Annotated in this window: 11 protein-coding genes; 7 read left to right on the top strand and 4 right to left on the bottom strand. The window is 32.1% G+C overall.

Annotation, left to right across the window (positions count from 1 at the left end; translation table 11 throughout):
* Positions 1-25: 25 nt before the first annotated feature.
* Positions 26-1,489: an aminoacyl-histidine dipeptidase gene (locus B2U95_RS02955; RefSeq protein ID WP_296312620.1), complete on the bottom strand. Its 1,464-nt coding sequence runs from the start codon at positions 1,487-1,489 to the stop codon at positions 26-28.
* Positions 1,490-1,689: 200 nt separating this feature from the next.
* Between B2U95_RS02955 and B2U95_RS02950 the strand changes: the two genes are divergently transcribed.
* The 4 genes from B2U95_RS02950 to B2U95_RS02935 all read left to right on the top strand — a co-directional run bounded on the left by B2U95_RS02950 (position 1,690) and on the right by B2U95_RS02935 (position 8,126).
* Complete coding sequence (locus B2U95_RS02950; RefSeq protein WP_296312618.1) at positions 1,690-2,703, top strand: DUF3810 domain-containing protein; 1,014 nt, start codon at positions 1,690-1,692, stop codon at positions 2,701-2,703.
* Positions 2,704-2,781: 78 nt separating this feature from the next.
* Entirely contained in the window at positions 2,782-5,745 is a 2,964-nt protein-coding gene (locus B2U95_RS02945) for an amidohydrolase family protein (protein ID WP_296312617.1), read from the top strand.
* Between the two features lie 20 nt (positions 5,746-5,765).
* Complete coding sequence (locus B2U95_RS02940; RefSeq protein ID WP_296312615.1) at positions 5,766-7,076, top strand: amidohydrolase family protein; 1,311 nt, start codon at positions 5,766-5,768, stop codon at positions 7,074-7,076.
* 459 nt (positions 7,077-7,535) lie between these two features.
* Positions 7,536-8,126 (top strand): hypothetical protein, encoded by a 591-nt coding sequence (locus tag B2U95_RS02935; RefSeq protein WP_296312612.1) that lies wholly within the window; start codon positions 7,536-7,538, stop codon positions 8,124-8,126.
* Between the two features lie 117 nt (positions 8,127-8,243).
* Here the strand turns inward: B2U95_RS02935 and B2U95_RS02930 are convergent, their stop codons facing one another.
* The 3 genes from B2U95_RS02930 to B2U95_RS02920 form a co-directional block, all read right to left on the bottom strand.
* Complete coding sequence (locus B2U95_RS02930; RefSeq protein WP_296312609.1) at positions 8,244-9,041, bottom strand: DUF6503 family protein; 798 nt, start codon at positions 9,039-9,041, stop codon at positions 8,244-8,246.
* 91 nt (positions 9,042-9,132) lie between these two features.
* Entirely contained in the window at positions 9,133-9,387 is a 255-nt protein-coding gene (locus B2U95_RS02925; protein ID WP_296312606.1) for a T9SS type A sorting domain-containing protein, read from the bottom strand.
* Positions 9,388-9,439: 52 nt separating this feature from the next.
* Complete coding sequence (locus B2U95_RS02920) at positions 9,440-9,673, bottom strand: hypothetical protein (protein ID WP_296312603.1); 234 nt, start codon at positions 9,671-9,673, stop codon at positions 9,440-9,442.
* Positions 9,674-9,694: 21 nt separating this feature from the next.
* On the opposite strand from B2U95_RS02920, the gene B2U95_RS02915 reads away from it, so the two are divergent.
* From B2U95_RS02915 to B2U95_RS02905, 3 genes are all read left to right on the top strand, one after another.
* Positions 9,695-10,495 (top strand): TrmH family RNA methyltransferase, encoded by an 801-nt coding sequence (locus B2U95_RS02915; RefSeq protein WP_296312601.1) that lies wholly within the window; start codon positions 9,695-9,697, stop codon positions 10,493-10,495.
* A gap of 97 nt (positions 10,496-10,592) precedes the next feature.
* A complete protein-coding gene (locus B2U95_RS02910; protein WP_296312598.1) occupies positions 10,593-11,831 on the top strand; it encodes a M48 family metallopeptidase in 1,239 nt (412 codons plus the stop codon).
* Positions 11,832-12,043: 212 nt separating this feature from the next.
* Positions 12,044-12,723: hypothetical protein (locus tag B2U95_RS02905; RefSeq protein ID WP_296312596.1), on the top strand; the 680-nt coding region annotated here is incomplete at its 3' end.

The following is a 12,723-nucleotide window of genomic DNA, read 5'->3' as shown; positions in this document are numbered from 1 at the left end:
CTTTTTTTTGTTTATATATTGTTATTTATGCCTTAGGAATATTTTCTAATATCTCTAATACAAATTTCCAATACTTCTGAGCAGAAGAAATCTGCGCACGCTCATCTGGGGAATGTGCTCCTTTAATATTTGGTCCAAAACTAATCATATCCATATCTGGATAATTCTGACCTAAAATACCACATTCTAAACCTGCATGGCAAGCTGCTACGTGTGGCTTCTCTCCGTTATTTAAACGTTCGTATATTGGAACTAATACTTTTAATATTGCCGAATCCATATTTGGTGCCCAACCAGGATAATCGCCAGATAGTTCAACCTCACAACCTGTTAACTCAAAAGTAGCACGTAATGTATTGGCCAAATCTAGTTTAGTACTCTCAACCGAACTACGTGTTAAACAGCCAACTTTAATCGCACCATCTTTTACGATAACGCGAGCTATATTATTAGAAGTTTCTACTAAGCCCTCAATATCCGGACTCATACGATACACACCATTACAAGCAGCATATAATGCTCTAGTAATACCTTCTTGTACACCTAAATCCATAATTTTTTCTGGAGTATGGGTTTTAGAAACAACAATTTCTAAATCAGGCTCCATAGTTTTGAACTCTGTTTTAATAGTTTCAGAAAACTGTTTCATTTCAAATTCAAAAGCATCTTTATGGATATCATCTATACAAACATTAGCATTACTTTCTCTCGGAATAGCATTACGTAAACTACCACCATCAATTTCTGAAATACGTAATCCGAAATTTTCAAAACCATCAAATAATAGGCGGTTCATAATTTTATTTGCGTTTCCTAAACCTTCATGTATTTGCATGCCCGAATGGCCACCCTGTAACCCTTTTACAGTAATTGTATAACCTATTTTAAATTCTGGAGTTTCTTCTTCCGCATACTCACGTGTTGCAGTAACATCTACTCCACCAGCGCAACCTACTCCTATTTCATCATCTTCTTCTGTATCTAAATTCAAAAGTATGTCGCCTTTTAATACGCCACCTTTTAATCCCATCGCACCAGTCATTCCAGTTTCTTCATCTATGGTAAATAAAGCTTCTAATGCAGGATGTAAAATAGTATCACTTTCTAAAATAGCCATTATTGTTGCTACACCTAAACCATTATCAGCTCCAAGTGTTGTTCCTTTTGCTTTTACCCAATCGCCTTCGACATGCATTTCAATACCTTGTGTAAAAAAATCGAAAACTGTATCATTGTTTTTTTGATGTACCATATCTAAATGCGATTGCATTACAATTGGCTTTCTATCTTCCATACCTTTAGTTGCTAGCTTACTAATAATTACATTTCCAACCTCATCTTCAATAGTTTCTAAACCTAAGCTTTTACCAAAGTCTTTCATGAATTTTATAACACGTTCTTCTTTTTTAGAAGGTCGTGGTACAGCGTTTAAATCTGCGAATTTATTCCAAAGTGCTTTTGGTTCTAAGGCTCTTATTTCTGAACTCATATGTCTGTTTTTTATTGAATTGCAAATTTACGAAATATGGACAACTCTTTTTTGTCATTCTTAACTTGTTTAAGAATCTCTTTATAAATTCATGTCTCTCAAATAAAAACTACACAGCAATACTAACTTTTCCTTATTTTTGAAACATGCGCATCATCAAAAAATTTCGCTTTGTTATTTTTCTGGGAATTCAAATTCTATTGATTTCAATATTAAAAAATTACCCTGAATTTGTTGAGCAATTTTACAGTAATGGCCTTTATGTTTTCTTATCTAAACTAATGCGCTACGTTTTTGGCTGGCTTCCTTTTTCTGGTGGAGATGTGCTATACACAATAGCAAGCATATATATTATAAGGTGGTTTATTGTAAATAGAAAGCGTATTATTAAGGATACTATAAATTGGTTACTCGATATTTTTGCAGCATTATCTATTGCCTATTTTGCGTTTCATATCCTTTGGGCATTTAATTATTACAGACAGCCACTTTACAAATCTTTAAATCTAGACCCAGAATACACTACAGAAGAACTTATAGCATTTACGGAAAAGCTTATAAAAAAAGCGAATACAATTCATACTAAATTAGCTACTAATGATTCTTTAAAAATTGAATTACCATACACTAGAGCAGAAATATTTGATAATGTTAAGAACGGATATGACGCGCTTTCAAAAATCTATCCTCACCTTAACTATGAACCTACGAGTTTAAAAACATCTATTTATAGTACACCTTTGGTATATATGGGTTTTTCTGGTTATTTAAATCCTTTTACTAATGAAGCTCAAGTCAGCAGATTAATTCTTACCTATAAATTTCCAACTACAGCATCTCATGAAGCAGCGCATCAATTAGGTTATGCAGCGGAAAATGAAGCTAATTTTATTGGGAGCTTAGCTGCAATTCATAATGAAGATATTTACTTCAAATACTCGGGCTACACCTTTGCTTTACGTTATTGCTTAGCAGAAATATACAAGAGAGATCCAGAATTTTATAAAAGCATATTGCTAACGGTAAATAAAGGTATTCTTAAGAACTATCAAGATGTACAAACCTTTTGGATGGCTTACGAAAACCCTCTAGAACCTATTTTTGAAAAAACATTTGATAACTTCCTCAAAGCGAATAATCAATCTGCAGGAATGAAAAGCTACAGCTATGTGGTGGCACTTTTGGTTAATTATTATGAAAGTCGAGATTTATAAAACGTTAAAATTTTCAAATTAAATTAAAATTTTAGCATTAATACCTATCTTTAAAATTCAATTAACCCAAGCAATTTTATGATAAAATTTCACTTACGGCTGCTCATGCTAATGTGCAGTTTTTCGTTATTTGCACAAGATTACTTTCCAAGTAATTCTGGTGTTATAGCGAATAACAAAAATTACACAGCATTTACAAATGCTACGATCCATGTTTCACCAACCGAAGTTATAGAAAACGGCACCCTTCTAATTAAAGAAGGTAAAGTTGTTAGTGTTGGTAAATCTGTGAGTATTCCTAAGAATACCACTTCTATTGATTTATCTGGTAAATCCATCTATCCTTCTTTTATTGACATGTACACCACTTTTGGTGTAAAAAAACCTAAACGTGGTGGCAGTGGACCACAATACGGACCAGGTAGAAGTGGTTTTTATTGGAATGATCACATTATGCCAGAGCAAGATGTCATGGCTAGTTTTAAATATGATGCTAAATCCGCAACAGAAATGCACAAACTAGGATTCGGTGTCGTAAACACACATATGCCAGATGGTATTGTTAGAGGTACTGGTGCTTTAATTGCATTAAATAACAATGCTGATAATTCTATGCGTGTGGTTGATGGAGAAACAACACAACATTTATCATTTAGTAAAAGTGTAACATCACGTCAGTCGTATCCGTCTTCAATTATGGGAAGTATGGCATTACTCAGACAAATGTATGATGATGCTAAATGGTATGCTGGCGGAAATGTAGATACCAAAGATTTAGCTTTAGAAGCTCTAAATGGTAACACCGATTTACCTCAAATTTTTGAAGCTGGTAGTAGAGCAAATTTAATGCGTGCCGATAAAGTTGGTGATGCATTTAATATTCAATATACTATTGTTGGTGGTGGAGATGAGTATGAACGTATAAGTGAAGTTAAAGCGACTAACGCAACTATTATTCTTCCAATTAATTTTCAATTGGCTTATGATGTTGATAATGCCTTCTTAGCAAGAACACTCTCTCTAAGTGATATGCGTTCTTGGAATCAAGAACCTCACAACCCAAGGTTATTAGAAGAAAACGGAATAACATTCGCTTTAACGACACATGGTTTAAAATCTAAAAAATCGTTTTCATCTAATTTAATAAAAGCTATTGAAAGTGGACTTTCAAAACAAAAAGCTTTAGAGGCATTAACTACAATTCCTGCAGGTTTATTAGGTAAATCTGATGTTTTAGGTACTTTAAAAACAGGAAGCTACGCTAACTTCTTAATCACAAATGGAGACATTTTTGAAAAGAAAACCAAACTGTACGAAAACTGGGTACAAGGAGTTCCTCATGTTCTTGCAGATATGAACATTAGAGACATTGATGGTGACTACAATTTTAAGTTAGCTGGTAATGATTATAAACTATCGATTTCTGGAAGTACAAGTAAGCCAAGTGCAAAATTAGAAAGTGGTGAGAAAAGCTTAGGCACTAAAATGAGTTATACTGATGATTGGGTAAATCTTACTTTTAAAACAGCTGACAGTACTAAAAAAGAATATATAAGAGTTGTTGCCAATGCTGCTAATGGAAGTAGCCTTAATGGTAAAGCGACACTACCAAATGGCAATGATTTATCTTTTTATGCTAATAAAGCGAAAAAAGAAGATGCAGAGAAAAGTGCAGATAAAAAGAAAGAAGAGGAAGAGTCTAAGGAACCTTATATGAGTCCTATTACGTATCCTAATATAGCTTATGGTTTTACAGAGAAGCCAAAGATCGAAACTTTACTTTTTAAAAACGCTACAATTTGGACCAATGAAAGTGATGGTATTTTAGAAAATACTGACATACTGATTAAGAATGGCAAAATTTCTAAAATTGGCAAAAACCTTTCAGCAGGAAATGCCAAAGTTATTGATGCCACAGGTAAACACATTACTGCAGGTATTATAGATGAACATTCGCATCTTGCAGCCGCTTCTATTAATGAAGGTGGACAAAATTCGTCTGCAGAAGTTACTATAGAAGATGTACTTGATGATGAAGACGTCGATATTTACCGCAATCTTGCTGGTGGAGTTACATCGATTCAAATACTTCATGGCTCTGCAAATCCTATTGGTGGACGTTCTGCAATCATTAAACTAAAATGGGGAGAACCTGCTGAAGACTTAATATATGATAACTCTCCAAAGTTTATAAAGTTTGCTTTAGGTGAAAACGTAAAACAATCGCGTAGTCAATTTAATGCACGTTTCCCACAATCACGTATGGGAGTTGAGCAAGTGTTTATGGATTATTTCAGTAGAGCAAAAGCGTATGATGAAGCAAAGAAAAGCGGAAAGCCATATCGTAAGGATACTGAGATGGAAGTACTTGCCGAAATCATAAACAAAGAACGTTTCATTTCTTGTCACTCTTATGTACAAAGTGAAATTAATATGTTGATGAAAGTTGCCGAGAAATTTGACTTTAAAATTAACACGTTTACACATATCCTTGAAGGTTATAAAGTAGCAGACAAAATGAAAGCACATGGTGTTGGAGGATCTACCTTCAGTGACTGGTGGGCTTACAAGTATGAAGTTAATGATGCGATTCCATACAATGCAGCGATTATGCATAATGCAGGCGTTGTTGTAGCTATTAATAGTGATGATGCTGAAATGTCGCGTCGTTTAAACCAAGAAGCAGCTAAATCTGTTAAATATGGTGGTGTTAGCGAAGAAGATGCTTGGAAATTTGTGACTTTAAACCCTGCGAAGTTATTACATCTAGATGATCGTGTTGGTAGCCTCAAGGTTGGCAAAGATGCTGATATTGTAGTATGGACAGATCATCCATTATCAATTTATGCTAAAGCAGAAAAAACGATAATTGAAGGTGTTACTTATTTCGATTTAGAAAAAGATAAGCAAATGCGTGAATCGATTAAGAAAGAAAAAAATGAATTGACAAATCTTATGCTTCAAGATAAAAACAAGGGCTTAAAAACGCAACCCGTAAAGAAAAAAGAAAAAGTATTGTTGCATTGCGATTCTATGGATTAACACAACTAAACGATTTAAACATGAAAAAAATAAATAAAGTAAATATCTTAGTATTTATGTTGTGTATCTCTTTAAGTTTTGCACAACAAACACCAGCTCCAAAGCAAACTAAAGATTTTGCTATTGTTGGAGCAACTGCTCATATTGGGAATGGAACTACTATCGAAAATAGTGTTATTGTAGTTAGTAACGGTAAAATAAAAACCATTGGGCCAGAGGCTTCTACTCCACTCACAAAACAAGCGATGGATATTATAGATGCTAAAGGCAAACATGTCTATCCAGGGTTTATAGTTTCTAATGGCACACTTGGATTGGTAGAGGTTGATGCTGTTAAAGCATCTAGTGATCTTTCTGAAATGGGAACTTTTAATCCACACATACGAAGTATTATTGCTTATAACACGGAATCTAAGATTATAGAATCTATGAGACCTAATGGTGTTTTACTTGGGCAAGTAGTACCTCGTGGTGGACGTATTACTGGCACATCTTCTGTTGTACAGTATGACGCTTGGAACTGGGAAGATGCAGCTATTAAAATGGATAATGGAATTCATGTAAATTGGCCAAGTAGTTTTAGCAGAGGACGTTGGTGGTTAGGAGAAAATCCTGGCTTAAAGCCAAACAAAGATTACGCTAAACAGATTAAAGAATTAACCGATTACTTTAATGAATCTAAAAGTTACAATAAGGGCACTAAAGGTGAACGTCATTTACCTTTTGAAGGTTTAGCTGGTCTGTTTGATGACTCAAAGCATTTGTACATTAATGTAGATGATGAAAAAAGTATCACTGATGCTGTAAATTTCGCAAAATCTCAAAGTGTTTCAAAAATTACTATTGTTGGTGGTTATCAAGCAGCTAATGTTGCTAACTTTTTAAAGCAGAATAACGTATCTGTATTTTTGAGACGCGTGCACTCAAGACCAGAATTAGAAGATGATGATTACGATTACACATTTAAACAAGCAAAATTACTAGTTGATGCTGGTGTATTAGTTTCTTTAGAACCAAGCGGACAAATGGAACGTATGAATTCTCGTAACCTGCCTTTTTATGCTGGGACAACAGTTGCACATGGTCTAACTAAAGAACAAGCATTACAATTAATCACTCAAAACCCAGCAAAAATAATGGGTATTGATGATATGTATGGCACTTTAGAAGTAGGCAAAAGCGCTACACTATTTATTAGTGAAGGAGATGCTTTAGATATGCGAACTAATATTGTATCCAAAGCATTTATTGATGGTAGAACATTAAGTTTAGAAACGCATCAAACTAAACTTTGGAAACGGTATTCTGAAAAATATAGTCAACAAGACTAAAAGAAAAAAGCGAACTGAGAGGTTCGCTTTTTTATTAAACTTAATTTACATTAAATGGATATACTTGAAAGTGTAATTTACATTTCAATAATTATCTTATTTGCAGTTTATTTATTTAAATTAAACAATGATAATACAAAATGGCAGTTAGATAAATATGATGCTCTTTATTATTATGTATGTAAGTTTTTCAAAAAGCAAGGTTATGAAGTTTGTAAAATTGATTTATTATAAGAAGATAAATTTAAAGGGCAACAATACACTCATAATGCTATTAAATAAGAAGAACAATTTTTGATAAAAATCATAATTATGGATTCGTCAAGAAACAAATATGAAACTCTTGTTAGAATTAAAAAACGTTACATATTTCGAACTTCAGTAAAGCTTTTGAAAAAAGAAAAACATATAGAATAAAAAAGCAAGCTAATTAACTCGCTTTTTGCTTAAATTGAAAATATGAAAATTACAACACCACTTATACTCATAACAGCTTTAGTTTTTCAACTAAGCTGTAGTTCTCAAAAACAAGATATAAAATCGTCTAACGGAAGTGACTCTGCAATTGAAAGTACAATTACAGATTTTTTCGAGACTAGTGATTTATATAAAGATAACAAAGTATTTGGCTTAACTAAACAAGATGTATTGCACTATGTAAAAGGTGATGTAAATAAAGATGATTATAGATTAATTAATAACTTGCCACATCAAAGTTTAATCAACATAAGTATTAGAGTAAATTCATTAAGTCTTAGCGAAGACATTACATCTAAAATTGGAACTATTAGCACAACCCTACCATCGCGTTATATTATTAAAGATAAAAAACTATTTTATTGGTGGGATTCAGGCTACGCATTTACACAAGAGACTTACGATACGTTTAAAGACTTTGGTATTATAGGAGGCAACACTAATGCTGAACAATCTCAGAAAGGTATTAACTACTATTTTTGTAGTTCAGATTTAACTAAGTTCATCAAATTAAAACTTAATGAAGATATTAGCAATTTAGAAACTTCACCAATATTCTGTAAAAAAAAATAATCTAAAAAATTTAACGTCATCATAAACGTAGTGAAGCAATCTTTATATTTTTTATAATATAATTATATGATAACTCCGCCCTTTATAATGACGTTAATAATTCTTAATCTAATATGTTTACTCTACAACTTTAGCACCTTCTGGTATTAAAAACAGCCTTGCGTCTGGAGCTTTTTCAGAAACTGAAATATTTGTAAACTCAATTCTATTTCTTTTTTTAACAGGCACATTATTCTCATAAGTGTACCAATCCATACTTTTTGGTAAGACTAATCCATTAACTGTTTGCCAATTATTATATCGTATAAAATGGAAGTCTTTACTTTTTTTATCTTTACCAAATGTCACAGTATAGCCTAACCATTGCATCTGTCCACTTTCAGGATCGTAATAGATAATGTACTGATCGTCTGATGATGCTCCTACACCTGCTTCATAAGAAATTAAAATACCAGGATATGTTTTACCTTCAAAAACTAGTGGTTCTGTATCTTTATAGATAACACCTTCATCACCAACAATAAGAGGCATAGTATAAAAGTACATCATCAAACCTTTATAAAACTTAGCATTGCCTTTGTATTCATTATCATCTTTTTCGTTTACCCATAACTCACTTCCGTTATAACCCATTGTGTAAGTTGGAGTATCTATTAACTCAGCTCTTGTTTTCAGGTTGGTTGTAGTTACTTCTTTACCATTAGGATTTACCATAGTAAAGGATAAAGTTTGCATTTTATTCCAAATATCTATTCCGCCATGAGCATTAAATACTTTAGTTATAGATACCGGATAAATGCTAGTTGTAATATCGGCTTTTTTAACTGTTTCTATTACTGTAGATTCAGCTTTATATTCGTTTTTACAAGCTGTAATTAAAAGTATCAATAGAACTAAATATGCTGATTTTTTCATGATATGATTTTAGTTAATATTTGGACGAAATTAAATACTAAGCATTACAAAAAAAACTTCAGATATTTTTCTGAAGCTTTTTATAATCTGTTTAATTAACTATGAGTTTCCGTATTACTGAAGCTTCATCATTTGTAAGTTGTACAAAATAGAGTCCAGTGGCTAATTCTAAAGTCTTAATATGAATTGTACTAGAGTTAAATTTCCATGAGAAATAGACCACTTTTGCATGAACATCATAAATTTCTAATTTTAAACTAAGTCCATCTTCTATTCTTACAAAAATAGCTTCGGCAGCATCTAGGTTTTGTGACCTTATATATATTGTTAAACTATCTGAGGTCAATACAAATATTTCTGGGTTAACAATCTGATTAACGTTGTTTATTTAATCTATTTCATTTAAAAAAAACAAATATTGGTGTAGTTCGTTGCAACCGATCCAAAGCAATTATAACTAGTAGTAGCTGTGGTAAATCTATAACAGCAAAGCTTTCTATGCTTTCGTCACAGACATAAATACCAGACAAACCAGAAGGTGGAGGAGCTTGGGATAATAATAGTGTTGAGGAAAAAATAGAAGAATTACTACCTAAAAGATTTTTTTTAACATTATCGCGTATTTTTACCATTTCAAAATATATATAAACCAAATGGCAAAATTGATAAACAGCATTAACAATTCGTTAATTAAACAGCTATATCAGTTGAAAGAAAAATCTAGACAACGTAAAAAAACAGGTTTATTTTTAATAGAAGGTAAGCGTGAACTTTCTCTAGCTATAAAAGGTGGTTATAAAATTGAAAGTTTATTGTTTTTTTCTGATTTGTTTTCAGAAAGTGAAGCAAACGCCATGTCTAAATACGATATTGAAATCATAGAAATATCTAAAGAGGTGTTTCAAAAATTAGCACATAGAGATACAACCGAAGGTGTTATTGCAGTTGTAAAAACGAAACTACACAATCTAGAAAATTTAAAATTAGAATCTAAAAATCCGTTAATTTTAGTTGCTGAAGCTCCAGAAAAACCAGGGAATATTGGGGCTTTGTTACGAACTGCTGACGCAGCAAATGTAGATGCTGTTATTATTGCTAATCCAAAGTCAGATTTATATAATCCTAATATAATCCGCTCTAGTGTAGGTTCTGTATTTACTACCGAAATTGCAATGGCAAGTTCAAAAGATGCTATTTCATTTTTAAAAAAATATAACTTTAATATCTTCTCTGCAATTTTACAAGAATCTGAGCCTTACCACATACAAGATTACACATTACCAACTGCTATTGTTGTTGGTACAGAAGCTACTGGCTTAACTAATGAATGGCGAGATAATGCAACACAAAATATAAGTATACCAATGCAAGGAATTATAGATTCTATGAATGTATCTGTTGCAGCAGGAATCCTTATTTTTGAAGTGAAACGACAACGAAATTTTAATAACTAAATGACTTCAGTTCGAGTGATTTTCTCTAATACTGCTTTTAGCAATAATACCTTTAGATAATGAGAAAATTGTATCGAGAACAAACTAAAAATAAAACATGACAGCACAAACCCTATTCTACATCATCATAGCAATCATTATAATCAACTTTATCAAAGATAAAATCCTTGATAGCATAAATGCTAAACATTACAACGACCCAATTCCTGAAGCGCTAAAAGATGTTTACGATACTGATGCGTATAAAAAATCACAAGACTATAAAGCCACAAATTATAAGTTTGCCATTTGGTCATCCTTGTTTTCATTACTACTCACTTTGGCATTTCTATTATTAGATGGTTTTGAATATGTAGACACTATTGCAAGAAGTTATGCTGACAAACCTATTATTATCGCTCTTATTTTCTTCGGAATTATAATGATGGCGAGCGATATTATTAGCACTCCTTTTGCCTATTACAAAACCTTTGTTATCGAAGAAAAGTTCGGGTTTAATAAAACGACTAAAAGATTATTCATTTTAGATAAGTTAAAAGGACTTATAATGATGGCCATTATAGGAGGCGGAATAATTTCACTAATTATCTGGTTTTATCAACTTACTGGAAATCAATTTTGGCTTTATGCTTGGGGAATTGTTACGGTCTTTACTGTGTTTATGAATATGTTTTATTCTAAACTTATTGTCCCGTTATTTAATAAACAAACCCCTTTAGAAGACGGCGAGTTACGCAATAAAATCTCTGAGTATGCGAAATCTGTTGGCTTTAGTTTGAATAAAATCTTCATTATAGATGGCTCAAAACGAAGCACAAAAGCTAATGCTTATTTCTCGGGATTTGGAAATGAAAAACGCGTTACACTTTACGATACACTCGTTAATGATTTAAACGACGAAGAAATTGTTGCTGTTTTAGCGCACGAGGTTGGTCATTATAAAAAGAAACACATCGTTTTTAATCTCGTAACCTCCATCCTACTGACAGGCTTAACACTTTATATCTTATCTATTTTTATTTCTAACCCATTACTATCTAATGCTATCGGAGTAGAAATACCAAGTTTTCACGTTGGCTTAATTGCATTTGGATTACTCTACTCACCTATTTCTGAAATCACAGGTTTAGTAATGAATCACGTTTCACGCGTTTTTGAATACCAAGCAGATGATTACGCCAAAAACACGTATATTGCAGAACCTTTAATTTCGTCTTTAAAGAAATTATCTAAAAATAGTTTGAGTAATCTGACTCCTCACAAAGCTTATGTATTTATGCATTATTCGCATCCTACGCTTTTAGAACGTGTTCTGAATTTAAGAGATTCTACTTAATAAATATTAAAATATGTTAGATAAGCAACCAGAGAGAATTTATTTGTTTAATAAAAAGTTAGACACTTACATTTTTTGTTGCAGTTTAGTTGTTCTCATAATTTTGTCATCTATGCTTCGTGTGTATCATAGTATCGATCCAATGCTACAAAAAAAACATAGACATAAAGACATAAAGGCAACAGCATATATTGAAAACTTTAATCTCAAAAATGAATAACAATCAATCATTTTTATTTGCACCTGTAAATCCGAAGAGTATCAGCGTTTTTAGGATATTAGTTGCGTTGATGATTACCTTTATGTTTTCTCAAAAAGGATTAACACCTATTTATCCTCTTACAGAATTCCCGATTTTATGTAAGTACATGTTTAGCGACTATTACTATGGCCTAATATACCTACTCATACTATTATTTGCTATTGGTATTAGACCTCAAATTATAGCAATTCTATTGTTCATTATCTTACTACCACACGATTTCTTAATACAAGGACGAAAAAGCAAACAAGTTATTTTATGTGTTTTATTATGTTTTGGTTTCATAAAATCATTACCCGTCTGGCACTTAAATAAAAAAGAATTTTTGATTTCTAATATAAGCCCGATTTGGCCTATTAGACTTATTCAAATTCAACTTACGTTATTATACGGTGTTAATGCTATAGCCAAAACAACATATGAGTATTTAAGTGGTGATCTTTTAATCGAAATGTCAAAAACCTATAGAAACTTTCGTGTAGATTTTAGCGATGGCTATTATCACTTATTAGACATACCAGTACCTGTTTTTGTTTTAGCCATTGCAAGTACATTAATTGAATACTTTTTGGCTATTGGATTTTGGTTTAAAAAAACAAGATGGTTTGCATTAGTTATTGGTATTTTATT

The organism is Winogradskyella sp. UBA3174 (genome assembly GCF_002364335.1).
In the GTDB taxonomy this organism is placed as follows: domain Bacteria; phylum Bacteroidota; class Bacteroidia; order Flavobacteriales; family Flavobacteriaceae; genus Winogradskyella.
This window is presented reverse-complemented; position numbering and strand designations above follow the sequence as displayed.

Excerpts from the sequence above, each read along its gene's own strand:
- B2U95_RS02940 (WP_296312615.1), top strand. The coding sequence starts at position 5,766 with ATGAAAAAAATAAATAAAGTAAATATCTTAGTATTTATGTTGTGTATC.
- B2U95_RS02945 (WP_296312617.1), top strand. The coding sequence starts at position 2,782 with ATGATAAAATTTCACTTACGGCTGCTCATGCTAATGTGCAGTTTTTCG.
- B2U95_RS02955 (WP_296312620.1), bottom strand. The coding sequence starts at position 1,489 with ATGAGTTCAGAAATAAGAGCCTTAGAACCAAAAGCACTTTGGAATAAA.
- B2U95_RS02935 (WP_296312612.1), top strand. The coding sequence starts at position 7,536 with ATGAAAATTACAACACCACTTATACTCATAACAGCTTTAGTTTTTCAA.
- B2U95_RS02910 (WP_296312598.1), top strand. The coding sequence starts at position 10,593 with ATGACAGCACAAACCCTATTCTACATCATCATAGCAATCATTATAATC.
- B2U95_RS02930 (WP_296312609.1), bottom strand. The coding sequence starts at position 9,041 with ATGAAAAAATCAGCATATTTAGTTCTATTGATACTTTTAATTACAGCT.
- B2U95_RS02915 (WP_296312601.1), top strand. The coding sequence starts at position 9,695 with ATGGCAAAATTGATAAACAGCATTAACAATTCGTTAATTAAACAGCTA.
- B2U95_RS02920 (WP_296312603.1), bottom strand. The coding sequence starts at position 9,673 with ATGGTAAAAATACGCGATAATGTTAAAAAAAATCTTTTAGGTAGTAAT.